The organism is Streptomyces sp. NPDC088766 (assembly GCF_044750845.1).
GTDB lineage: Bacteria > Actinomycetota > Actinomycetes > Streptomycetales > Streptomycetaceae > Streptomyces.
In genome coordinates, this window is sequence record NZ_JBIVKQ010000014.1 from 153,224 (window position 1) to 175,322 (window position 22,099).

The following is a 22,099-nucleotide window of genomic DNA, read 5'->3' on the forward strand; positions in this document are numbered from 1 at the left end:
CCGTTCCGGGGATCTTGCGCACCCCCCTTCCGGGGGGAAACCCGCATTTCAGGCAGCGGATCCGGGGCCCGTCGGGGTATCGGCGGGGGTGCCGGGGGCCGCCGCGAGGAACTCCTTCCAGCCGCCGGCCGGCTGCTGCCCGACGTCCAGCGTGCGCAGCTTGTCGAGCACCTCCGGCTTCTGCACGTCGATCCAGTCGACGAACTGCCGGAAGGAGACCATGCGCACGTCCGCGCCCTTCTCCTTCTCGCGCGCGATGTGCTTGAACGCCTCCTCGACGGCGTCCATGTAGATGCCGCCGTTCCACTGCTCGAAGTGGTTGCCCACGAAGAAGGGCGCGCGGTTCGTCTCGTACGCCCGCCTGAACCCCTGTATGTACGCCTGGGCCGACTGCTTTCGCCAGCCCGGATAGTTGTGGCTGGGCGCCTTGGTCGAGTTGACCGACTGGTTGGCGAGCATGTTGTAGTCCATCGACAGGACCTCGAAGCCGCGTCCGGGGAACGGTATCTGCTGCAACGGCAGGTCCCACATGCCCTGCTTCCTGTCGGGCCAGACCTGGCGGCCGCCCGGCGAGGAGGCGTCGTAGCGCCAGCCGAGGGAGCGGGCGGTGGGCAGCAGGTTGTCCTGGCCGAGGAGGCAGGGCGTGCGGCCGCCGACGAGTTCCTTGTCGTAGTCGAAGGGGAGCGCGGGCAGGTCGGTCCACCCGGTGTTGGTGCGCCACTGCTTCACGAACGACTTGGCCTGGTCGATCTCGTCGCGCCACTGGCGCCCGGTCCAGTTGCCGACCGATCCGGAGCCGGCGCAGAAGTGCCCGTTGAAGTGGGTGCCGATCTCGTGCCCCTCCAGCCAGGCGCGGCGCACGTTGACCAGCGTCGCCTTGACGTGGTCGTCGGTGAGGTAGCCGATGTCCGAGGCGCCGCGGGGGTTGTTGGGCGGGTCGTAGAGCCGCTTCTTCGACTCGGGCAGCAGGTAGAGCCCGGAGAGGAAGAAGGTCATGGCCGCGCCGTGCTCCTTGGCCAGGTCCAGGAAACGCGGGAAGAGACCGTTGCCGACCTCGCCCGCCCCGTCCCAGGAGAAGACGACGAACTGCGGCGGTTCCTGACCCGGCTCCAGCGGCTCGGGCCGGGCCGGCTGGTGCGGCTGCTTCCCGGTGAAGGAGGTGGAGCCGTCCCCGATCGGACGGACGGTGGCCGTGGGCTTCGGGGAGGCCGGACCGCCCTTCCCGGGCCCGCCGGAACCGTCACCGGGGCGCGGGTCGTCCGACGACGTGAAGCCGCCGCAGCCCGCGAGTCCGGCGGCGGCCGCGGCCCCCGCACCCAGTCCTAGTGCTCCCCTGCGGGTGAGAGTGCGCATGGCATCCCCGTTCGTCGCGTACTCCGGTGGTCACCCACTCAGAGGACACGCCGAACGGGGAGGTTCCGCTCATGTGTGCGTATTCCGTAACAGTGATCGGGGGATCACCGGCAACGGTGACCGCGGGATCAGCTGCTCACGCCCCGAAGGCCCTGCCCTTCCCCTTCACCGGCTTGGCGCCGGCCAGCAGGTGGGGCGGCACCAGGTCGCGGGCGGGCTCGGAGTAGCCGACGGACACGATCGTGTCGCCCCGGTACGTGAACGACGTCAGCGAGGCGAGCGTGCACTGCCGCCTGCGCGGGTCGTGCCACAACCGCCGCCGCTCGACGTAGGACCGCACGATCCAGATCGGCAGCTGATGGCTGACCAGCACCGCCTCGTGCCCGCGGGCCCTGTCCTTCGCCGCGTCCAGCGCGCCCATCATGCGCACCACCTGGTCGACGTACGGCTCGCCCCAGGACGGCTTGAACGGGTTGTAGACGTGCCGCCAGTTCTCCGGCCGGCGCAGCGCCCCGTCGCCGACGCCGAAGGTCTTGCCCTGGAAGACGTTGCCGGCCTCGATGAGCCGCGCGTCGGTGCCGATGTCGAGCCCGTGCGCCTTGGCGACGGGGCCGGCCGTCTCCTGCGCCCGCTCCAGCGGGGAGGCGCAGACGTACGTCACGTCGCGGGGGGCGAGGTGCTCGGCGACCCGGTCGGCCATCCGCCGGCCCAGGTCGGAGAGGTGGTAGCCGTCGAGACGGCCGTAGAGGATGCCGTCCGGGTTCTCGACCTCGCCGTGCCGCATCAGGTGGACGACCGTCAGGTCCTTGCTGTCGTCGGTGCTCACGCGCCGGCCTCCGCAGCCGCTCGGGCCGCCGCCGGAAGGGCGTCGGCGATCCGCTGGACGGCCCGTTCGTCGTGGGCCGTGGACACGAACCAGGACTCGTAGGACGAGGGCGGCAGGTAGACGCCGTTCGCCAGCAGCGAGTGGAAGAAGGCGGTGAAGCGGAACGACTCCTGCGCCTTGGCGTCCTCGTAGTTGCGGACGGGCCGGTCCGTGAAGAAGACGGAGAACATGTTGGAGGCGCTCTGGAGCGTGTGCGCGACGCCCTCCTTGGACAGGGCCTCCGACACCAGCGCCTGGATCTGCCCGGAGACGGCGTCGAGCTTCGTGTACGCGGCGTCGTCGAGGAGCCGGAGCTGGGCGATGCCGGCGGCGGTGGCGACCGGGTTCCCGGAGAGGGTGCCGGCCTGGTAGACGGGCCCGGCGGGCGCGAGGTGCGCCATCACGTCGGCACGGCCGCCGAACGCCGCGGCCGGGAAGCCGCCGCCCATGACCTTGCCGAAGGTCATCAGGTCGGGCTTGACCCCGTCGATCCCGAACCAGCCGGCCCGGCTGGTCCTGAACCCGGTCATGACCTCGTCGGAGATGTAGAGGGCGCCGTTGTTCTGGCAGGCGTCCTTGAGCCCCTGGTTGAACCCGGGCAGCGGCGGGACCACGCCCATGTTGCCCGGCGAGGCCTCGGTGATGACGCAGGCGATCTCACCGGGGTGCCGGTGGAAGGCCTCCTGCACGGCCTCCAGGTCGTTGTACGGCAGGACGATGGTGTCGCCGGCCTGGGCTCCGGTGACGCCGGGCGTGTCCGGCAGGGCGAAGGTGGCGACGCCGGAGCCGGCGGCGGCGAGCAGCGAGTCGACGTGGCCGTGGTAGCAGCCGGCGAACTTGATCACCTTGGAGCGCCGGGTGAAGCCGCGGGCGAGCCGGATGGCGGACATCGTGGCCTCCGTCCCGCTGGAGACCAGCCGTACCTGCTCGACGGGCTCGATCCGCGCGACGATCTCCTCGGCCAGCGTGACCTCGCCCTCACCGGGCGTGCCGAAGGACGTGCCGCGCGAGACGGCGTCCTGGACGGCGGCGATCACCTCGGGGTGCGAGTGCCCGAGGATCATGGGCCCCCAGGAACAGACGAGGTCGACGTACTCCCGGCCGTCCGCGTCCGTCAGGTACGGGCCGGTGCCGGACACCATGAACCGGGGCGTACCGCCGACGGCGCGGAAGGCGCGCACCGGGGAGTTCACGCCGCCCGGTGTGACGACGGCCGCACGGTCGAACAGTGCCTGTGAGACAGGCGCTTCGTATGAATAGGGCAGTTCGCTCATGACCTGCGACTTCTCCGACTTCTCGGACTCCGGTTGGCAGTGACCTCCTCAGGGTAGGCCAGCGGCGCCAAAGGGCCGCGGGGCGTGTGCCGTGCCCGCACGGACCGGACGGGCCACTTCTGCGACCTTCTTCATCTGCGAAACTGAAACGGACTGAGCCTGATAGACGTAGCTCACAACGACGGCGTGTCGAGGGGCTGCGAAGATCCTGCGGACAGGTGTTTCACCGCACGTTTCGGCGTGCGGCCGTGGGGGAGGTCACTGACACGATGATCGGGTTGCGCGGCGGGGCCTGCGCGTCCCAGAAAAGCAGTCGGGTGGAGATATGCATCGCGGTGGCGGACTGGGCGAGGGGACTGATGACCGGGGTCCTCGACGTGCCCGGCGGGGAAGGCACCGGCGCGACGCGGAGGAAGCCGACGAAACACGTCGGACGCAGGGCGTCCCGGACGTGCCCGAGGGAGCGAGTGAGTCCGAGCGGCTCGACCGTACGGTCGACCGGCTCCGGGCGGGGAGCGGGAACGGTGGTCGGGTGGGGGTGACGTACAAGTACTTCGGCGCACCGGACGGCGCGACCGCGGCCCGGGTCCCGATCTCGATGCGCCCCGAGGAACTCGGCGGCGACGAACTCGGCATGAACGGCATGTTCACCAAGATCAAGCCGGAGACGATGGCCGCGATGGTCCTCACCGGCATCGAGGGCGTCCCCCTGCACAAGGTGCCCCCGCTGGAACTCGTCGTCCTGCACCCCGACTACGCCGTCGTCAAGCTCCCCATGACGGTCGTCGACCCCCTCCGCGACATCGGCGAGGAAGCGGTCGGCGCGGCGGCCTTCATCTGGTCGACGGTCCCCGACCGGGGCGGTCCGCGGGACGCGTTCAACGTGTACCAGTTGCTGCACGAGTGGCAGGACTTCAGCCACCGGCTGCACGAGGCGGGGCACCAGCCTTACTGCCTGGTGTGGCCCTGAGCCGGGGTTTCGTGGTGTCGGGCGGGGCTTTCGGGTGCCGGTCGGTGTCGCGCCGCGGAACTGCTCGTCGGTGAGCTGCCGGTGCTCCGGCACCGCGCAGAAGCTGAAGGAGGCCGGCTGCTCACCTCGGAGCGGCGCGGTCCCCGGGTCCACCACCGCGTCGGGCCTTCCCTGCCGGCCACGACGGGCGGGCCGTCGGCCGTTCCGCCGGCCGGAAGGCCGCTGACCGTCCCGCCGGCCGCGATGTGACGAGGGCCGGGACCGTCACGCGCCGCCGCGGTCCTGCGAGCGGCTGACCGGGAAGCGGCGGGACGGGCCCGCCGCCATCCGCGTCGGAGGCGCCGAGCGGGGAGAATGGGAACAGGGGCGGCCCGGTGCCGTGGGCCGTTCCGGCGGGAGACGGGAGTCGTACGCCATGAGCGCTCATGCCGTCAGCACGGGCCCGCGGGCCGCCGTGCAGGATGCTGCCCCGCCGGCCCTCGACTGGGCCTCCTGGCCCACCCCGTTCGTCTTCTTCACCGGCAAGGGAGGGGTCGGCAAGACCACCGTCGCCGGGACCGCTGCCGTGGCCCTGGCCGACGCCGGCAGGCGGGTCCTGCTCGTCAGCACCGACCCGGCGTCCAACCTGGGTGACCTGCTCGGTGCCCCCGTGGGCCCGGAACCGAGCACGGTGCCGGGGGTTCCCGGCCTCGCCGTGATGAATCTCGATCCCGAGGAGGCGGCGGCCCGGTACCGCGAGCGGGTGCTCGGGCCCTACCGCGGCGTGGTCACCGCGGAGGAGCTGCGCGGCATCGGGGAACAGATGGCGGGAGAGTGCACGGTCGAGGTGGCGGCCTTCGACCGCTTCACCCAGCTGATCGCCCGTCCCGAGACCGTGGGGCTCCACGACCACGTGCTGTTCGACACCGCGCCCACCGGTCACACGCTGCGGCTGCTGAACCTGCCCGGCGCCTGGTCCGAGTACATCGAGACCAGCGATGCCGCCGGCGCCGGCTGCCTGGGGCCGCGCTCGGGGCTCGCGTCACAGCGGGAGCAGTACCAGCAGGCGGTGGACGAGCTCGGCGACCCGGCCCGTACGACCATGGTGCTGGTCAGCCGGCCCGATTCCGGGGCCCTCGCGGAGGCGGCGCGGGCGGCGGCGGAGCTGGCGGCCCAGGGCATCCGCAACCAGCGCCTGATCGTCAACGGCCTGTTCAGCCGCCCGCTCGCCGCCGATGCCGTCGCGCAGGCCCTGGCCGCACGGCAGCGGGCGGCACTGGCAGACCTGCCTCAGGGGCTGCGCGGGATACCGGCGGCATCGGTCGAGCTGTCCGCGGCGGACCTCACGGGAGTGCCCGCCCTCCGCGCCCTGCGCACCGGCCTCCCCGCACCCGCGGACGCACCCGCGGACGCACCCGCGGACGCGGACGCCGGTCGCCCGACCGGCCCGATCGCGCCTTCGTCCAAGGGCGCGGAGGCACCGGAGGGCGTGGCACTGCCCGCGTTCGACGCCCTCGTGGACGAACTGGCGGCCGGGGAGCCGGGAGCCGTCCTGGTCGTGGGCAAGGGCGGCGTCGGCAAGACGACGATCGCGGCCGCGATCGCGACGGGACTGGTGCGGCGCGGGCACGAGGTCCACCTGTCCACCACCGACCCGGCCGGGCGGCCCGCCGAGCTTCTCGGCACCGGCGAGTCCGCACCGCACACCGGCTCAGGCCGGGACGGGTCGCTGACCGTCAGCCGGATCGACCCGGAAGAGGAGCTGACCCGGTACACCGCCGGACGGCTCCGGGCGGCCGAGCGGCTCGGGCCGGAGCGCCGGGCGCTGCTGGAGGAGGACCTGCGCTCGCCGTGCTACGCGGAGGTGGCGGTCTTCGGCGCGTTCTCGGGGCTGTTGAACCAGGCGGGACACGGCCGGTTCGTGGTCGTCGACACGGCTCCCAGCGGGCACACCCTGCGGCTGCTGGACCTGACCGGCTCCTACCACCGGCAGGTCATGGCAGGCGCCGCCCAGGTGCACGGCCGGATCACCACGCCGCTGATGAGGCTGCGGGACCCGGCGCGCACGCGCGTGCTCGTCGTCACGCTGCCCGAGGTCACCCCCGTCTCGGAGGCCGCCGTGCTCCAGGAGGACCTGCGCCGGGCCGGTATCGAGCCGTACGGCTGGGTGGTCAACGCGTCGCTGACCGGCAGCGGCACCCGGGACCCGCTGCTGCGCGCCCGCGCCGCGCTGGAGGGACCGCAGCTGCGGCGGATCGCCGGAGGCCTGGCGTCGCGCGCCTGGCTGCTGCCGTGGCAGGCGCAGCCGCCGGCCGGCCGCCACCGGCCGGCCGCGTTCGCCGGCCGCGCAGACGCCGCTGTGTGATCCGGCCTCGTGCGGCGGCGGCGTCGCCGATCGCCGCTGTGCCGGAGAGTCCCGGCGGTGGTGCCGGAGTACTTCCGGTACCGCCGTCGGGCCCTCGGGTCGGCAGCCGCTCACCGTCGCGGTGCACCGGGCCGGTCCGGCGCACGACCGGTTCGGCGCGACGGGAGGCGACCGTGCCGGTCGCGCCCCCGACCGGCCGGCCGTCCTGCCCGTCCCGGGGAAAGCCGTCCTGCGCCGGAGCCCCGGCGAGCCCTCGCGAGGGCTGCCGGCCGAACCGGAACAGCGCGGGCGCGCGGTCCTGGCCCGTCGCGTCCCGCCGGCCCGCCGGCCCTCACCTTCTGCGCACCCCCTCCGGCCACACCACCTCCACCGGCACCCCCGCCGCCCGCGCGTCCAGGACCGCGTCGGCCGTGCCACCGCCCTTGCCCCCCGGCGGCTCGCCGTTCCAGACGGCGACCAGGTGGTCGGCGCGTTCGACGAGGACGGCGTTGGCGGCCTCGTAGGCCTGCCGGTCGGCCCGCTCGCGGGGCAGGACGACGACCTCGTGGGCGGCCCCGACGAGGTGGTCGAAGCGGGCGGCGTGGCCGGGGCGGACCTTGGTGCGGCGGTAGTCGCGGGACGGGACGACGACGGTCAGCCGGCCGCCCGCCGCCAGCACGGCCTCGGCGAAGACGGAGTCGGCGCCCTCCGCGATGCAGGACACCCCGACGAGGGCGCCACGGGCGCCGTGACGCCGGAGCAGGTCGTCGAGGGCCGCGCGGACCAGCGGGACGCTGTCCTCGGTGAGGTCGGTGTGTCCGGTCACCGCGATGGTCGTCACGGGGGGCGCGGGGGGCACGGGGGTCGCGGGGGCCTGCTCCGCCGGGGGGCCGGTGGTCGTGTTCTCGTCACCTTGCCGGAGGTACGTCCGGAGACGTCCTGGCGGCTCCTCGTGCGTCATGGACACGATGATCCCGTTTCGCGGCACGCCGCACCATCGCTCACACGGAGACCATCCGGAGCGGCCCGCTCCCTGTCCGGCGCCGGCCCGGCCAGGCCCGGCCAGGCCCGGCCACCGCGAGCACCCGGTGCCGGTACCGGCACCGGGTGCTGCTCGGTCCGGACCCGGTTCGTCCACGGCTTCGTCGTCCTGCCGTCCACCGAGCGGGCGGAGATCTGCGGCGCGGGCTCCGTAGGCTTCACCGTCGGCGTCACCCACCGGCCCGTCGGGGAGGTCCGGCACGGCAAGGGGGCCGCCTACTCCGCCCCGCCCACCGTGAACCCGGTCACCGCGCCGCCGCCCGCCCTGCGGAAGGCGAAGGCCGCTCCCCCGTGCGCCAGCGCGACCTCCCGGACGATCGAGAGGCCGAGCCCCGAACCGGGCAGGGAGCGGGCGTCCGCGGCGCGGTAGAAGCGGTCGAAGACGCGGGTGAGGTCGGTCTCGGTGATGCCGGGCCCGCGGTCGAGGACCTCGACGCGGACGGTGCCCGGAAGGTCCGGGCCGGTCACCCTGATCTCGATGGGCTCGCGGCCCTCGCGGTCGAACTTGGCGGCGTTCTCCACCAGGTTGGACAGCGCCCGCTGGAGCATGCCGGGCCGCCCGTCGGTGGTGGTGTCGCCGGTGGCGCGGACCACGATCCGCCGCCCGGTACGGCGACGCGCGAGCCCCGCCACGTCCTCGGCCAGGTCGGCGAGGTCGATGCGTTGCGGCGGCTCGGTGTCCGACTGCCCGGCGGCGAGGTCCACCAGCTCGTTGACCAGGTCGGTCAGTTCGCGCGCCTCCTGGCCTAGGTCGGCCACGAGTTCGTCCCGGGTGGCGGGCGGCAGTTCGTCGATGCGGCGCAGCAGCGAGATGTTGGTCCGCAGCGAGGTCAGCGGCGTCCGCAGCTCGTGTCCGGCGTCCTGGACCAGCCTCCGCTGGTCCTCCTCGGACTGGGCGAGACGCCCCAGCATGCGGTCGAAGGCGCGGCCGAGGCGCCCCACCTCGTCGTAGCCGGTGACGGGCACCTGGACGCCGAGGCGGCGGGTGCGCGCGACGTCCTCGGCGGCGGTCGTCAGCATGACCAGGCGGTGGGTGATGCGCCGGGCCAGCCACCAGCCGGACAGCCCGGCCGCCGTCACGACCGCGGCCATCAGGAGCAGCGTGCGCTGCTGGAGCGCCCGCAGCAGGTCCTCGGTGTCGCTGAACTCCTGGGCGATCTGCACCGCGCCCCGGCCGCCGCCGAGGGCGACGGTGGCGACCCGGTAGACGTCGCTGCCCACGTCGACGTCCTTGTGCTCGACGATCGTGCCCGCGACCGCCGCCGCGGCGATCTCCCGGTCGGTGTCCTTCACGGGCAGCCCCGGGTTGCCGGGGTCGACGACGGTCCCGTCCGCCCCCAGCACCTGCACGTCGGTGCGGGCCGGGCGCACGATGTCGTGGCCGGGCGCGGCGGAGGAGAAGTCGGCGGGGTCCATCGCCCGGTCCCGCACCTCGTCGCGCAGGTCCTGCACGACCTCGTCGAAGACGGACTCCTGGTCCACCCGCACCAAACGGGCGGCGGCGTTGTACGACAGGACGCCGACGACGACGGTGACGGCCGCCGTCACCGCCGCGAAGGACACCGCGAAGGTGGTGCGCAGCGAGACGGCCTGCGGGCGCCGCCGGGACAGCCATCGGCGGAGCGGTCCGGTCACGGGGTGCGCCTCAGTCTTCCCGCAGTACGTAGCCCACGCCCCGCACGGTGTGGATCAGCTGCGGGGCGCCGGGTCCGTCGAGTTTGCGGCGGAGGTAGCCGACGTAGACGGCGAGGTTCTTGGAGCCGGGGCCGAAGTCGTAGCCCCAGATGCGGTCGTAGATCGTGGAGTGGTCGAGGACGATGCCGGCGTTGCGCACCAGCAGTTCCAGCAGCTCGAACTCGGTGCGGGTCAGTTCCAGCTCGCGCTCCCCGCGCCAGGCCCGCCGCGCCTGCGGGTCCATGCGCAGTCCGGCCGCCTCCAGGGAACGCGCGGCGGCCACCGCTCCCGGGGCCGCGTCCTGCGGGGCACCCGCCGTGGTGTCCGTCCCGGCGGTGTCGGTACCGGCGGGGTCCGTACCGGCGGCGTGCTTCCGCGCGTCGGCCGGCGCGCCGGAACCGGTGCGGCGGAGCAGGGCGCGCAGCCGGGCGAAGACCTCCTCGACGTCGAAGGGCTTGACCACGTAGTCGTCGGCGCCCGCGTCCAGGCCCGCGATCCGGTCGGCGGTCTCCACGAGCGCCGTGAGCATCAGGATCGGGGTGCGGTCGCCCTCGGCGCGCAGCACCCGGCAGACCTGGAGGCCGTCGATGCCGGGCATCATCACGTCCAGGACGAGGACGTCCGGCGGCGACTTGTGGGCGTGCGCCAGGGCCTCGACGCCGTCGGCGACCGCGGTGACCTGGTAGCCCTCCAGGGTCAGCGCGCGTTCCAGGGCGTGACGGATGGCGCGGTCGTCTTCGGCGAGCAGCAGCTTGTGGGGCACGCGCCCAGTCTCCCAGCCGTCACGGTCCCACGCCGTGACGGGCGGCTCACCGGGCGCCCTTCTTACGTGCCTCTCACCCGCCCCGGCCCGCTCGGCCCACCTCGATCCGCTCGGCCCGCCCAGGCCCGCTCGGCCCGCTCAGCCCGCCGGCCGCAGGGCCGTGAGCTGCTCCGCGAACGGCACCACCGCGAACTCGTCCTTCACGGCGGGCCGGGCCGCCGCCAGGCCGCTCATCAGCGCGGCCAGTTCCCCGGCGGCCCGCTCGATCCGCTCGGGCAGGCCCTCGGCGCCCCAGTCCTCGGAGGCGGCGTAGACACCGGTCGGGACGACGACGGCCCGCAGGTGGGCGAACAGGGGCCGCAGCGCGTGCTCGAGCACCAGCGAGTGCCGGGCCGTGCCGCCGGTGGCCGCGATCAGCACGGGCTTGCCGGTCAGCGCGTCCTTGTCGAGGACGTCGAAGAAGGACTTGAACAGTCCGCTGTACGACGCCGAGAACACCGGGGTGACCACGATCAGCCCGTCCGCCGCTGTGACCGCCTCCAGCGCGGCGGCCAGTTTGCGACCGGGGAATCCGTTGGTGAGGTGGTGGGCGATCTCGACGGCGAGGTCGCGCAGCTCCACGACCTGCACGTCGGCCGCGGTGCGTCCGGTGGTGGCCGCGGCGAGCCGGTCGGTCAGCAGGCGGGTGGACGACGGGACGCTCAGTCCCGCCGAGACGACGACGAGCTTCATGCGACGGTCTCCTTGTCCTGAGCGGCGGCGTCCTGCGTGGCGGCGTTCTTGGCGGCATTCCCGGCGGCGGCGTTCTTGGCGGCCAGGAGCGACCGGTGGGTCGGCGCGTCCGGCACGTCGGCCGGGCGGCCCTTGGCGAACTCCTCGCGCAGCACCGGCACGACCTCCTCGCCCAGCATGTCGAGCTGCTCCAGCACGGTCTTCAGCGGCAGTCCGGCGTGGTCCATCAGGAACAGCTGGCGCTGGTAGTCACCGGCGTACTCCCGGAACGCCAGCGTCTTCTCGATGACCTGCTGCGGCGAGCCGACGGTCAGCGGGGTCTGGTCGGTGAAGTCCTCCAGGGACGGCCCGTGCCCGTAGACCGGCGCGTTGTCGAAGTACGGCCGGAACTCGCGCACCGCGTCCTGCGAGTTCTTCCGCATGAAGACCTGTCCGCCGAGGCCGACGATCGCCTGCTCGGGGGTGCCGTGCCCGTAGTGGGCGTAGCGGGCCCGGTACAGCTCGACCATCCGCCTGGTGTGGTCGGCCGGCCAGAAGATGTTGTTGTGGAAGAAGCCGTCGCCGTAGAACGCGGCCTGTTCGGCGATCTCCGGCGAGCGGATGGAGCCGTGCCAGACGAACGGCGCGACGCCGTCCAGCGGCCGGGGCGTCGAGGTGAAGCCCTGGAGCGCGGTGCGGAACTTGCCCTCCCAGTCGACGACGTCCTCGCGCCACAGCCGGTGCACCAGGTTGTAGTTCTCGATGGCGAGGTTGATGCCCTCGCGGATGTCCTGGCCGAACCAGGGGTAGACCGGGCCGGTGTTGCCGCGGCCCATCATCAGGTCGACGCGCCCGTCGGCGAGGTGCTGGAGCATCGCGAAGTCCTCGGCGATCTTCACCGGGTCGTTCGTGGTGATCAGCGTCGTGGAGGTGGACAGGATCAGCTTCTCCGTCCGCGCGGCGATGTAGCCGAGCATCGTCGTCGGGGACGACGGCACGAACGGCGGGTTGTGGTGCTCACCCGTGGCGAAGACGTCCAGGCCGACCTCCTCGGCCTTCAGCGCGATGGCGACCATGGCCTTGATCCGCTCGCGCTCGGTCGGCGTACGCCCCGTGGTGGGGTCCGGCGTGACATCGCCGACCGTGAAGATCCCGAACTGCATGGCCGCTCACCCTCCAAGTTGTTGACGGTTCAACTATACCGCCCAACAGCGACCCCGCACCCCGTATTCCGCTTCACCGCAGGCGGCCCGCCCCCGATCCCGGCACACCCCCCGGTACCGGCACGCCCCGATCCCGGCACGCCCCCGGTCCCGGCACGCTCCCGCCGACGAGACCACGACGGGCGCACCACCGACGGCCTGGGCGTCCCGCCGGGGCGTCCGCCAGGAGTGCCGCCCCGCCGCACGGGACCAGGACGAGCCGCCCCGCAGCCCGCCCCCTCCAAGGGACGAGGACGAACCGCCCCCGCAGCCCGCCCTCCGCCGGGCGGGCGTGCGCCTTGGCCGCGCCGGCCGGCGAGAACACCTCGGGTCGTGTCCGCCCTCGCCCCGGCCCGATGCGCCACGGCGACCCCGCCCGCAAGATCGTCGGCGTCGGTCCCGAGATGCTCACCCGGACCCTGCGCACCCTGGAACGCGACGGCGTCCCCACCCGCACGGTCACCCCGTCCGTGCCGGTCCGCGTCGACCACGCCCTCACCCCGACCGGCAGCGACCTCGCCCCGCTGCCGGTCGCCGTGAAGGACTGGGCAGGGACCCGCTTCGACGAGGTCCACGCCGCCCGCGAGCGCCACGACACCGCCGGCCGGCCCCGCTACGACCCCAGCGGCAGCGCGTCGGTGTAGCCGTTCACCGGCCGCTCCACCTCCGCGACGGTACGACCGTCCAGCGCGACCGCCGCCGAGGACGTACCCAGCGTGCCCTGCGCGTGCCAGGTCCCCGTCACCGTGACCCAGGTGTCGGCCTTCGGCGCCTGCACGCCGTACACCCGCACCTTCACGGACTGCGCGTCCGCCGCACAGCACGACAGCATGATCCGCGTCAGGTACCAGCCCCCGCCCTCTCCCGCGGGCGTGACGAAACCGGTCATCCGCACCGTGCGCCCCTGGATGGCCCGCGCCTCGTCCTGCTGCACCCGCTGGGTGAAGTCGGTCAGCGTGATCGGCAGCGGCGAGGTCGCGGGCAGCGGGTCGAAGCCGTCCTCGGCGACCACCGCGACCGCCTTGGGCGCCTCCCGCGAGGCGGTGTAGGAACCGAGCGCGGGCGGGGCGTAGAACAGCAGGCTCAGCGCGGGCAGGAACAGCAGCCAGGCGACCCGGGGCACACCCGAGTGATCGTGCCCGTGACCGTCGCCGTCCTCCGCGGGCCGCTCCGCCGGCCGCCGGGCCGACCACGCCTCCGCCGCCCCCAGCAGGATCAGCAGCACCCCCGAGGCGATCAGCAGCGGCCGCATCCCCTCCTTCACGTACCTCAGGTACGCCTCCGAGAACAGCGAGACCCGCAGCACCCCGGAACCGCTCAGCACCAGCAGCGCCACCTGCACGAACCGCTTCACAGCAGGACCCCTCCCACGACCACGCCGCACACCACCGCGACGACGGCGGTGGCGGCGGAGAACCGGACCGCGAAGGCCCGCCCGAAGGTGCCCGCCTGGAGGGCGATCAGCTTCAGGTCGACCATCGGGCCGACCACCATGAACGTCAGCCGCGCCGTCGGCGAGAACCCGCTGAGCGAGGCCGCCACGAACGCGTCGGCCTCCGAACACACCGCCAGCACGATCGCCAGCACCGCCAGGAACAGCACCGACAGCCACGGCGAGTCGGAGAAGGTGTCCACCACCGAGCGCGGCACGGCCACGTTGAACGTCGCCGCCGCCATCGCCCCCACCACCAGGAAACCCCCCGCATGCAGGAAGTCGTGCTGGAAACCGCGCCGGAACTCCGTCCAGCGACTGTGCCCCGGCCGGTGCCCGGTGTGCCGCACCGCCGGCTTCAGCCACTCCTCGCGCCCCCGCCACAGCCACAGCCAGCCCATCACCGCCGCCGTCACCAGCGAGGCCAGCAACCGGGCCAGTACCATCTCCGGACTGCCGGGGAACGCGATCGCCGTGGCGGTCAGCACGACCGGGTTCACCGCGGGTGCCGACAGCAGGAACGCGAACGCCGCGGCCGGATTCACACCCCGCCCGATCAGGCTGTTCGCCACCGGCACCGACGCGCACTCGCAGCCCGGCAGCACCACCCCCGCCGCCCCCGCGACCGGCACCGCGAGCGCGGCCCGCTTCGGCAGCAGCCGGTTGAAGACGCTCGCCGGCACGAACGCGTTGATCGCCCCGGACAGCGCCGTACCCAGCAGCAGGAACGGCAGCGCCTGCACGGTCACCGCGAGACACACCGTCCGCCACGCCTGCACGGCCGGATCCTCCAGTGACCGGCCGACCAGCACCAGCACCGCACCCGGCAGCACGGCGGCACCGACCAGCAGCAGCGGCCAGTTCCGCGGCAGCGCCCGCCCGGCACCCGGCCCCGCCCCCTCGGCCGGTATGCGGCCGCCGTCCCCCACCCGGCTGTCCTGGACCGTCCGCATGCCTACACCAGCCCTCCCCGCAGCCGCCCGACCTGCTCCCCGCTGAACTCCACCGTCCGCCCCATGTGCCGCACGATCACCGCCAGCTCCGCGTCGTCCAGATCCTCGAAGAGCGGACTCCAGTCGCCGCCCAGCCGCTCCCAGGTCCGCCCGAACTCGGCGATCCGCTCCGGCACCGTCGCCACCAGCACCCGCCGCCGGTCCGCCGCGTCCCGCTTCCGCACGACGTATCCCGCCTTCTCCAGCCGGTCCACCAGCCGCGTCGCCGACCCCGTGGTCAGCCCCGTCAGCTCCGCGACCCGGCCCGCCGTCACCGGCTCCCGCTCCAGCGAGAGCAGGTTCAGACACTGCAGGTCGGTCGGGTGCAGCCCCAGCCGGTCCGCGACCGCCTGGTTGAACAGCGCGAACGCCGCGACATACCGCCGGGAGACGACGGACAACTCGTCGAGCAGCCGCGACCGCACGTTCCCCGACATCGCCCGCACACCCCTTCGTAGCGCCGTCCGCAGATCGTACGACGTACCCGGGCCGGGCCGGCCGACAGCGCGGGCCCCCGGCCCACCACCGGCCACCACCGGCCACCGGGACCGAGGACCCACCCCGTGCGAAGCCGCCGCCGAGCCCGCACCGCACTCCGCCGCCCTCCTCACCGTCGCCGCCCTCTCCACCGTCGCCGCCCTCTTCGCGATCGGCGGCACCCGGCTCGTCCGGTACGGCCGTCACCCTGTGGGCACCGCGGACAGCGAGCGCACAAACCCGCCTATCCTGACCGGGCAGGCGTTCGACCGCCCGCGTTCTCCGTACGTCCGCCCCGCCCGAGGAACCGAGGAGCAGCCCCCATGGCCACCGCCGCCCCGCCCGCCGCGTCCCGCATCGCCGTCGTCACGGGCGCGAGCAGCGGCATCGGCGCCGCCACCGCCCGGCAGCTCGCCGCGGCCGGCTACCGCGTCGTCCTCACCGCCCGCCGCAAGGACCGCATCGAGGCCCTCGCCGAGGAGATCACCGCGGCGGGCGGCTCCGCGACCGCCTACCAGCTGGACGTCACCGACCGCGCCGCCGTCGACGAGTTCGCGACGGCGTTCCGGACCGTCGGCGTCCTGGTCAACAACGCGGGCGGAGCGCTCGGCGCCGACCCGGTCGCCACCGGCGACCCCGCCGACTGGCGCACGATGTACGAGACCAACGTCATCGGCACCCTCAACCTCACCCAGGCCCTGCTCCCCAAGCTGGTCGCGAGCGGCGACGGCACGGTCGTCGTGGTCTCCTCCACCGCCGGCCACGGCACCTACGAGGGCGGCGCGGGCTACGTGGCCGCCAAGCACGGCGCCCACGTCCTCGCCGAGACCCTCCGCCTGGAGATCGTCGGACAGCCCGTCCGCGTCATCGAGATCGCCCCCGGCATGGTCAGGACCGACGAGTTCGCGCTGACCCGCTTCGGCGGCGACGCCGACCGGGCCGCGAAGGTCTACGAGGGCGTGGCCGAGCCCCTCACCGCGGACGACGTCGCCGAGACGATCACCTGGGCGGTGACCCGCCCCAGCCACGTCAACGTCGACCTGCTGGTCCTGCGCCCGCGCGCCCAGGCGTCCAACACCAAGGTCCACCGGGAGTCGTGATGACCGGCGCAGGCGGGACGGCAAGCCCGCAGACCCCCGAACGGGCGGCGGAGCAACGCCGCCTGGCCCAGGAGACCAAGGACGAACGCCAGGTCTGGTACTTCCTGGCCTACTTCCTCTTCGGGATCCACGTCATCGCCTTCGTGATGATCTACGCGGTGAGACACGGGAACTGAGCCCCGTACCCCGCGGGTCCTCACCGGTGTGGACAGACACCTCCCCTTCGAGACCCTGCACAACTTCCGCGACCTGGGCGGCTACCGCACCCCGGACGGCCGCCACCGCGTCCGTCCGGGCCGCCTCTACCGCTCCGACTCCCTGGGCAGACTCGCCCCGGACACCCCCGACTGGGACCTCTTCCTCTCCCTGGGCATCGCCACGGTCATCGACCTGCGCCATCCCTGGGAGGCGGAGCGCGCCGGCCGCGTCCCGGCCCACCCCTCCTTCACGTACCGCAACCTCAGCATCGAGCACCGCTACTACGACCAGGCGGCACAGACACCCGACGTCGAACCCGGCCCCTACCTGGCCGAGCGGTACATGGAGGTCGCGCAGGACGGCACCGAGGAGATCCGCGAAGCCCTGCGACTCATCGCCGAGACGGACGCCCCCCTGGTCTTCCACTGCGCCTCCGGCAAGGACCGCACCGGCCAACTGGCCGCCCTGGTCCTCGCCCTCCTGGGCATCGACGACGACCTGGTCACCGAGGACTACACCCTCACCGAACTCGCCACCCCCGCCCTCCTCGCGGACTGGCGTGCCCGCAACGACGGCGCCTCCCCCACCTGGCCGTACTACCCCCACGCCCCCGCGTCGGTGATGCGCCTGTACCTGGAGGCACTGGCGTCCCGCTACGGCTCCACCCGGGGCTACGTCGAGAAGGCCCTCGGCATGAACGCGGAAAGCCTGTCCGCGACCCTCCGGAACAACCTCCTGGAGCCCTCGGACGAAGCCACCTGACGGCATGGCGCCGCTGCCCGCACGGGCAGCCCGGTGGGGCGCGGCCCGTGTGCCGCGCCCCACCGACGCGATCAGCCCTTCACGCAGACGACCTGCTTCAGCTTCGCCACGACCTCCACCAGGTCCCGCTGCTGGTCGATGACCTGCTCGATGGGCTTGTAGGCACCCGGGATCTCGTCCACCACGCCGGAGTCCTTGCGGCACTCCACACCCCGTGTCTGCTCCTCCAGGTCCTTCGTCGTGAAGCGGCGCTTGGCGGCGCTCCGACTCATGCGCCGACCCGCCCCGTGCGACGCCGAGTTGAAGGCCTTCTCGTTCCCGAGGCCCTTCACGATGTACGAACCCGTGCCCATGGAGCCGGGGATGATCCCGTACTCGCCGGAACCGGCACGGATCGCGCCCTTACGGGTCACGAGCAGGTCCATCCCGTCGTAGCGCTCCTCGGCAACGTAGTTGTGGTGCGCGCTGATCTCCTTCTCGAAGGCGGGCTTGGCCTTCTTGAACTCCCGGCGGATCACGTCCACCAGAAGCGCCATCATGATCGTGCGGTTGTGCTTCGCGTACTCCTGTGCCCAGAACAGGTCGTTGCGGTACGCCGCCATCTGCGGGGTGTCCGCGACGAACACGGCGAGATCGCGGTCGATCAGGCCCTGGTTGTGCGGGAGTTTCTGCGCCACGCCGATGTGGAACTCGGCGAGTTCCTTTCCGATGTTCCGGGAGCCGGAGTGGAGCATCAACCAGACAGAACCGGCCATGTCCGTGCAAACCTCGACAAAATGATTGCCTGATCCGAGCGTCCCCATCTGTTTCGTGGCACGTTCCTGACGGAATTTGACCGATTCGGCGATCCCCCCGAACCGCCCCCAGAAGTCGTCCCACCCCCCGGTGGCCAGGCCGTGGAACCGGCCCGGATCGACCGGGCTGTCGTGCATCCCCCGCCCCACCGGAATCGCCTGCTCGATCTTCGAGCGCAGCCGGGACAGGTCGTCCGGCAGGTCGTTCGCCGTCAGGGACGTCCTGACCGCGGACATCCCGCAGCCGATGTCGACCCCCACCGCCGCCGGGCACACCGCGCCCTGCATGGCGATGACCGATCCGACCGTCGCGCCCTTGCCGTAATGGACGTCCGGCATCACGGCCAGGCCCTTGATCCACGGCAGGGTGGCGACGTTGCGCAACTGCTGGAGCGCGCCGTCCTCGACCGTCGCGGGGTCGGCCCACATGCGGATCGGCACCTTCGCGCCCGGCATCTCCACGTACGACATATCGTCCTCATTCCCCCGGAAAACAACATAAGTCTCGAATCGCAAAAACGGTGCCAAGGTCGGCAACAGGGACGGCGGACCGGCATCCACGGTGTTGCGTGCGATACACATTGTCTGCCGGTGCCGCCCCCGTCCGGCAAGCGAATAACCAGCGGGGACACTGGACCTGCCACCCACGATGTGACCGTCGAGAGGAGCCGACCGTGCAGCGGAAGGCGTACGTACCCGGCGTCGCCGCGCTCCTCGCGGCCCTGTTGGCCGGCTGCTCGAGCAGTTCGGACGACGGCGGCCCGACGGACAACTCCAATCCGGGCGAGGCCGGCACCGTGACCGCCGCCGCTCAGCCGGGCCGCTACGACGCCCTCCCGGAGGCCTGCGGGGCGGTGGGCCGCAGCACCCTCGACGCCCTTCTGCCGGGCATCGTCCGGATCCCCGACGAGACACAGCGCGAGACCGCCTACCAGGGACAGGCGACGCTGACGTTCGACACGGACCGCAAGGCGGGCTGCCGTTGGAAGGTGGACTCCACCGACGCCATCGACCACCTGAGCGTCGACTTCGAGCGGGTGGTCTCGTACGACAACGCGGTCAGCGACGACAGCCAGGCCGAGACGCTGTTCGCCGGGAAGGTGACGGCGGCCGGCCTGCCCGCGCCCACCGCGTCGCGGCCGGCCGCCGTCGCGGCCACCCCCTCCGGCGGTACGACGGCGGCCCCTTCCGCCTCGTCCTCCTCCCCGTCGCCGTCCGCCTCGGCATCGACGTCTGCCTCCACCTCCACTTCCGCCTCTGCTTCGGCCTCCGCCTCCGCCGACCTCCAGTCCCGGCTCCTCGACGATCTCGGGGACGAGGCCTTCGTCGACGACGTGCTCGCCAGCTCCGGTTCGACGGCGAAACAGCGCACGGTGACTGTGGTGTTCCGCACGTCCAACGTCATCGTGACCATCGAGTACGAGGAGCAGGCGACGTCCCTCGGCGTCGTCCCGGACAGCAAGGAAATGCAGGACAGCGCCCGGAAACTGGCCGCGCAGCTCGCCGACTCCCTGGCCGGCTGAGGCCACTTCACGCGCACGGGTCCCGCGCGTGCGATGCCGCCGAAGCGGAAACGCACCGCTTCTTCACCGCGTACCGTGGCCCACCGGACCCCGATCCGACCGCAGGAACCACGAGCGTCATGAGTGAAGGAACCATGCAGCGACGAGCCCAGCGAGACGACCAGCGTGCCCGGCGAGACCGGCGAGCGATACGTGCGGGAGGCTTGAACCGTCTCCTGGCCGCGGCGGCCGCGGTCCCCGTGATGCTGATCGTCGCGGGCTGCTCCTCGGACTCCGGCTCCGGCTCCGACTCCGGCTCCGGTGGCGACTCCGCCGCGCAGCAGAAGGACGGCGGCGCGTCCGCCGCCGCCTCCCCGAGTGCCGAGCCGACCGTGCAGGCGGCGGCGTACCGGACGCTGCCCGAGGCGTGCGGCGTGCTGTCGAAGAAGACGCTGACCTCGCTGGTGCCGAAGGCCCCCGCCAAGGGGAAGGAGGGCACGTCGAGCGACCGGGCGGCACGGGCCTCCTGTTCCTGGTCCAGCCTGGACAACAACGGTGTGAAGGGCTCGCAGTTCCGCTGGCTGAACGTCTCGATGGTCCGCTTCGAGACGGACGCGGCGAGCAGTGGCGAGCAGCAGGCGCAGGAGTACTACACGAAGCAGGTGCAGGGCGCGTCGGCGACGGCGGGGGCGAAGAACGCGAAGTCGCAGGCGCTCGCCGGGGCGGGCGACCAGGCGACGACCGTGCGCTACGACCTGAAGAAGTCGGAGGGCGCCTTCAAGCAGCAGACGGTGGTCGCGCGCGTGGAGAACGTGGTCGTCACGCTGGACTACAACGGTGCCGGTCTGGCCGGTGAGAAGACGCCGGACGCGGCCGCGCTGGTGAAGTCCGCGGAGCTGGCGGCGAAGGAGGCGGTGGCGTCGGTCGAGGCGGCCAACGGCGAGGGTGCGAGCGGCAGTTCGTCGTCCCCGGCGCCGTCGAAGACGTCGTCGAAGGCCCCGTCGGCGTCGCCCTCGGCCTCGGCGTCGGCGTCCCCCTCGGCGGCGGCCTCGGCGGCGGTCGCGAAGAAGACCTCGACGGCGGCCGCCGAGAAGAGCTGACGTACCGGCAACGCGTGAGCCGCACACATGTGCCACCCTGTTGCGCGCAACAACACGCAAGGGAGGGGAGTACGGGTGGCCGCGCCAATCCAGCTGACCCGGATGCACCGCGTTCTCATCGGTGTGGTCGTGACCGGCGCCGTGATCATCGCCGCGATCGGCTTCGCCGGTTCCTACGCGGCCGTCCGTGAGCTCGCCATCGAGAAGGGCTTCGGGAACTTCTCGTACGTGTTCCCGATCGGCATCGACGCGGGCATCTGTGTGTTGCTGGCCCTGGACCTGCTGCTGACGTGGATCCGCATCCCCTTCCCGCTGCTGCGGCAGACGGCGTGGCTGCTGACGGCGGCGACGATCGCGTTCAACGGCGCGGCGGCCTGGCCGGACCCGTTGGGTGTCGGCATGCACTCGGTGATCCCGATCCTGTTCGTGGTGTCCGTCGAGGCGGCCCGGCACGCGGTCGGCCGGATCGCCGACATCACGGCCGACAAGCACATGGAGGGGGTGCGGCTCACCCGCTGGCTGCTGTCCCCGGTGCCGACGTTCCTGCTGTGGCGCCGGATGAAGCTGTGGGAGCTGCGCTCGTACGAGCAGGTCATCAAGCTGGAGCAGGAACGTCTCGTCTACCAGGCCCGGCTGCGTTCCCGCTTCGGCCGTGCCTGGCGCCGCAAGGCTCCGGTGGAGTCCCTGATGCCGTTGCGGCTGGCGCGCTACGGCGTTCCCCTGGCGGAGACGGCCCCCGCGGGCCTGGCGGCAGCGGGGATCGAGCCGGCCCTGCTGCCCCCGGCGCCGACGCAGCCGCAGCCGCAGGCTCTCGCACCCCGGCAGGAGCTGCAGGAGCTGTCGGCGGGCCCGGCACAGCAACAGCTGCAGCAGGGACAGCAGGGGCAGCACGGCCAACAGGCGCCGCAGCAGCGGTTCCGGCAGCAGGCGGAGCAGGCCCAGCAGCCCCAGCAGGCGGAGCAGCCGCCCGAGGACGACCAGAGTCCCTGGTTCCAGTCGCCGCACGAGGTGCAGTACCAGGGCGGCTACGACCCCACCTACGACCCCTCGGAGCAGTACGCCCGGTGGTACGAGGAGCAGCAGCAGGCCGAGGAGTACGCGGACCAGTACCAGGAGGAGCCCCCGGCGCAGGAGCCCTCCCCGGAGGAGACCGGTTCCTTCCCCATCCCGGTGGCGCCCGGCCGTACCCGGGAGCTGGGTGAGGGCGGCGGCGCCCCGGAGCCGGACGAGGAGGCGTACTACCAGGTCTTCCGCCAGTCGATAGACGGCAGTTACCCGACGCCGCGCGTGCTGGGCGACAACATCCAGGCGACGTACGGCACGACGCTGAGCCCGAGTGCCCTGAAGGCGCTCGCGGAGCGCTTCCAGATGCGTCACGGCGCGGAGCTGGAAGAGGACCACATCGCCTGATCCGGCCCTGTGACGGACACGGGAGGGGGGCGCCCGGGGGTCACCCGGCGCCCCCCCCCCCGACGGGGGGGGCCCCCCCCCCCGCCGGGCCCCCCCCCCCCCCCGGCCCCCCGCCCCCCCCCGGGGGGGGCGGCGCCGCCCCGGGTGGCCCCCCCC

General features: G+C 72.9%; 20 protein-coding genes and 1 pseudogene. 9 read left to right on the forward strand and 12 right to left on the reverse strand.

Translation table 11 applies throughout. From position 1 onward, the window contains the following. Positions 1-48 precede the first annotated feature (48 nt). From ACIP5W_RS21000 to hemL, 3 genes are all read right to left on the reverse strand, one after another. Positions 49-1,353 carry a hypothetical protein gene (locus tag ACIP5W_RS21000; RefSeq protein WP_401475424.1) on the reverse strand — a complete coding sequence of 435 codons (1,305 nt, stop codon included), beginning with the start codon at positions 1,351-1,353 and terminating at the stop codon, positions 49-51. A 136-nt stretch (positions 1,354-1,489) separates the two neighbouring features. Then, positions 1,490-2,137 carry a histidine phosphatase family protein gene (locus ACIP5W_RS21005; protein WP_401475593.1) on the reverse strand — a complete coding sequence of 216 codons (648 nt, stop codon included), beginning with the start codon at positions 2,135-2,137 and terminating at the stop codon, positions 1,490-1,492. Between the two features lie 38 nt (positions 2,138-2,175). Next, positions 2,176-3,492, reverse strand: a complete 1,317-nt coding sequence (gene hemL / locus ACIP5W_RS21010; RefSeq protein ID WP_401475427.1) for a glutamate-1-semialdehyde 2,1-aminomutase — start codon at positions 3,490-3,492, stop codon at positions 2,176-2,178. A gap of 532 nt (positions 3,493-4,024) precedes the next feature. Here hemL and ACIP5W_RS21015 point away from each other — a divergent pair. Then, the gene (locus tag ACIP5W_RS21015; RefSeq protein ID WP_010353923.1) at positions 4,025-4,462 is read left to right on the forward strand and encodes a hypothetical protein; all 438 of its coding nucleotides are present in this window, start codon (positions 4,025-4,027) and stop codon (positions 4,460-4,462) included. Between the two features lie 415 nt (positions 4,463-4,877). After that, on the forward strand, positions 4,878-6,806 hold the full coding sequence (locus ACIP5W_RS21020; protein ID WP_401475431.1) for a TRC40/GET3/ArsA family transport-energizing ATPase: 1,929 nt from the start codon (positions 4,878-4,880) through the stop codon (positions 6,804-6,806). Between the two features lie 331 nt (positions 6,807-7,137). On the opposite strand, the gene ACIP5W_RS21025 is transcribed toward ACIP5W_RS21020, so the two are convergent. The 5 genes from ACIP5W_RS21025 to ACIP5W_RS21045 form a co-directional block, all read right to left on the reverse strand. After that, complete coding sequence (locus tag ACIP5W_RS21025) at positions 7,138-7,626, reverse strand: hypothetical protein (protein ID WP_401475434.1); 489 nt, start codon at positions 7,624-7,626, stop codon at positions 7,138-7,140. A gap of 416 nt (positions 7,627-8,042) precedes the next feature. Further along, positions 8,043-9,461, reverse strand: a complete 1,419-nt coding sequence (locus ACIP5W_RS21030) for an ATP-binding protein (RefSeq protein ID WP_401475437.1) — start codon at positions 9,459-9,461, stop codon at positions 8,043-8,045. A 10-nt stretch (positions 9,462-9,471) separates the two neighbouring features. Then, entirely contained in the window at positions 9,472-10,263 is a 792-nt protein-coding gene (locus ACIP5W_RS21035) for a response regulator transcription factor (RefSeq protein ID WP_401475440.1), read from the reverse strand. A 138-nt stretch (positions 10,264-10,401) separates the two neighbouring features. Beyond that, positions 10,402-10,995: an FMN reductase gene (locus ACIP5W_RS21040; RefSeq protein ID WP_401475442.1), complete on the reverse strand. Its 594-nt coding sequence runs from the start codon at positions 10,993-10,995 to the stop codon at positions 10,402-10,404. Then, on the reverse strand, positions 10,992-12,137 hold the full coding sequence (locus ACIP5W_RS21045) for an LLM class flavin-dependent oxidoreductase (RefSeq protein ID WP_401475445.1): 1,146 nt from the start codon (positions 12,135-12,137) through the stop codon (positions 10,992-10,994). The genes ACIP5W_RS21040 and ACIP5W_RS21045 overlap by 4 nt, the downstream gene beginning before the upstream one ends. A 389-nt stretch (positions 12,138-12,526) precedes the next feature. Between ACIP5W_RS21045 and ACIP5W_RS21050 the strand changes: the two are divergent. Further along, a pseudogene (locus tag ACIP5W_RS21050) lies at positions 12,527-12,820 on the forward strand (winged helix-turn-helix transcriptional regulator); the annotation flags it as partial. Here the strand turns inward: ACIP5W_RS21050 and ACIP5W_RS21055 are convergent. From ACIP5W_RS21055 to ACIP5W_RS21065, 3 genes are read right to left on the reverse strand one after another with little or no spacing between them, the layout of a single operon-like run. Continuing rightward, complete coding sequence (locus ACIP5W_RS21055; protein WP_401475448.1) at positions 12,790-13,530, reverse strand: TIGR03943 family putative permease subunit; 741 nt, start codon at positions 13,528-13,530, stop codon at positions 12,790-12,792. The pseudogene ACIP5W_RS21050 and the gene ACIP5W_RS21055 overlap by 31 nt on opposite strands. After that, entirely contained in the window at positions 13,527-14,561 is a 1,035-nt protein-coding gene (locus ACIP5W_RS21060) for a permease (protein ID WP_401475451.1), read from the reverse strand. Before ACIP5W_RS21060 ends, ACIP5W_RS21055 begins: the two co-directional genes overlap by 4 nt. Positions 14,562-14,563: 2 nt before the next feature. Further along, entirely contained in the window at positions 14,564-15,037 is a 474-nt protein-coding gene (locus ACIP5W_RS21065) for a MarR family winged helix-turn-helix transcriptional regulator (RefSeq protein WP_401475454.1), read from the reverse strand. A gap of 363 nt (positions 15,038-15,400) precedes the next feature. Here ACIP5W_RS21065 and ACIP5W_RS21070 point away from each other — a divergent pair, with 363 nt between their 5' ends. The 3 genes from ACIP5W_RS21070 to ACIP5W_RS21080 are packed head-to-tail and all read left to right on the forward strand — an operon-like array spanning position 15,401 to position 17,137. Then, entirely contained in the window at positions 15,401-16,177 is a 777-nt protein-coding gene (locus ACIP5W_RS21070; protein WP_401475457.1) for an SDR family NAD(P)-dependent oxidoreductase, read from the forward strand. Continuing rightward, positions 16,177-16,353: a hypothetical protein gene (locus ACIP5W_RS21075; RefSeq protein ID WP_401475460.1), complete on the forward strand. Its 177-nt coding sequence runs from the start codon at positions 16,177-16,179 to the stop codon at positions 16,351-16,353. The genes ACIP5W_RS21070 and ACIP5W_RS21075 overlap by 1 nt, the downstream gene beginning before the upstream one ends. A 28-nt stretch (positions 16,354-16,381) precedes the next feature. Continuing rightward, positions 16,382-17,137 carry a tyrosine-protein phosphatase gene (locus ACIP5W_RS21080; protein WP_401475463.1) on the forward strand — a complete coding sequence of 252 codons (756 nt, stop codon included), beginning with the start codon at positions 16,382-16,384 and terminating at the stop codon, positions 17,135-17,137. A 71-nt stretch (positions 17,138-17,208) separates the two neighbouring features. On the opposite strand, the gene ACIP5W_RS21085 is transcribed toward ACIP5W_RS21080, so the two are convergent. Beyond that, a complete protein-coding gene (locus tag ACIP5W_RS21085) occupies positions 17,209-18,402 on the reverse strand; it encodes an RtcB family protein (protein ID WP_401475466.1) in 1,194 nt (397 codons plus the stop codon). A gap of 98 nt (positions 18,403-18,500) precedes the next feature. Here ACIP5W_RS21085 and ACIP5W_RS21090 point away from each other — a divergent pair, with 98 nt between their 5' ends. The 3 genes from ACIP5W_RS21090 to ACIP5W_RS21100 all read left to right on the forward strand — a co-directional run bounded on the left by ACIP5W_RS21090 (position 18,501) and on the right by ACIP5W_RS21100 (position 21,943). Further along, positions 18,501-19,454, forward strand: coding sequence for a DUF3558 domain-containing protein (locus tag ACIP5W_RS21090; RefSeq protein WP_401475469.1), 954 nt, complete (start codon positions 18,501-18,503; stop codon positions 19,452-19,454). A 119-nt stretch (positions 19,455-19,573) separates the two neighbouring features. After that, on the forward strand, positions 19,574-20,533 hold the full coding sequence (locus tag ACIP5W_RS21095) for a DUF3558 family protein (RefSeq protein ID WP_401475472.1): 960 nt from the start codon (positions 19,574-19,576) through the stop codon (positions 20,531-20,533). A 75-nt stretch (positions 20,534-20,608) separates the two neighbouring features. After that, a complete protein-coding gene (locus tag ACIP5W_RS21100) occupies positions 20,609-21,943 on the forward strand; it encodes a DUF2637 domain-containing protein (RefSeq protein ID WP_401475475.1) in 1,335 nt (444 codons plus the stop codon). Positions 21,944-22,099 lie beyond the last annotated feature (156 nt).